The organism is Flavobacterium collinsii (assembly GCF_902804485.1).
Taxonomy (GTDB): domain Bacteria; phylum Bacteroidota; class Bacteroidia; order Flavobacteriales; family Flavobacteriaceae; genus Flavobacterium; species Flavobacterium collinsii.
This window is the reverse complement of the sequence record NZ_CADCST010000163.1, coordinates 1-1,016: the sequence shown is the minus strand read 5'-3', so window position 1 is coordinate 1,016 and position 1,016 is coordinate 1. Positions and strand designations below refer to the sequence as shown.

2 protein-coding genes are annotated in these 1,016 nt (G+C 31.1%); both read left to right on the top strand.

Translation table 11 applies throughout. The features are described 5' to 3' along the window. Positions 1–364, top strand: a 364-nt coding sequence (locus FLA105534_RS22895) for a phosphopantetheine-binding protein (RefSeq protein ID WP_173968392.1), incomplete at its 5' end; no start/stop codon positions are given. 28 nt (positions 365–392) lie between these two features. After that, positions 393–1,016 (top strand): condensation domain-containing protein (locus FLA105534_RS22890; RefSeq protein ID WP_217427727.1); only part of this gene is annotated, 624 nt, incomplete at its 3' end.

The following is a 1,016-nucleotide window of genomic DNA, read 5'->3' as shown; positions in this document are numbered from 1 at the left end:
GCTGCCGTTGACGTCAAATGGAAAGGTGGATAGGAAAGCTTTACCGGATCCTGATAGTTCAGATTTGTCTACAAAAGAATATGTGGCTCCACGGACAGAGACAGAACACCAATTGGTTCAAATTTGGGAGAATTTGTTGGGAGTAGAGAAGGTTGGAGTTCATGATAACTTTTTTGAGTTGGGAGGTCATAGTCTACTGGCTACCCGATTGGTATCGATGATCCGAAAGGGATTATCCATAGAAATATCTATCAGGGAAGTCTTTGAATATACTACAATTGAACAACAAGCATCACTTGTTGATTTTTTTGAATTGGATTTTGATGAAGATGAAGAAGAGTATAATGAAAGTATTAAACTATAATAAAACTATTAAAATATAATTTTTAACCATGAACGTAGAAATTTTAAATATTCTAAAAGAAGCTCATAATAAAAAAGTTAAAATTGGTATTGATGAGGATTCTTTGACAATAAAGTCCGTTAATCCTATAGATTCTAATTTATTGCAAAAAATAAAAGAAAATAAGGAACTAATAATTAAATATATTGAGAAACGTCAAGTTAAAAAACAAATAAATATTTTACCAAAGGTTACCAGTTATGATCGAAATTCTATTATAGAAATTCCATTGTCATTTGGACAGGAGCGTTTGTGGTTTTTGGACCAATTACAAGGAAGTGTAGAGTACCATATGCCTGTTATTTTGAAATTAAGTGGAGAAGTATGTTTTGCCTCTTTACAGACTTCTTTTAATAAAATGATTGATAGACATGAAGTGTTACGCACCAATATTCGTTCTGAAAATGGAGTGGGATATCAAGAATTAATTTCAGCTGAAAATTGGGTTTTAGGACAGGAATTATTAATTGATAATTCTAATTTGGGAAAAATTATTTCTAAGTTTATAAAATTACCTTTTGATTTGTCAGCAGATTATAAGTTACGAGCTTGTTTGTATGATTTAGGAGATCAAAAATATATATTGGCTTGTGTGCTGCATCATATTGCCAGT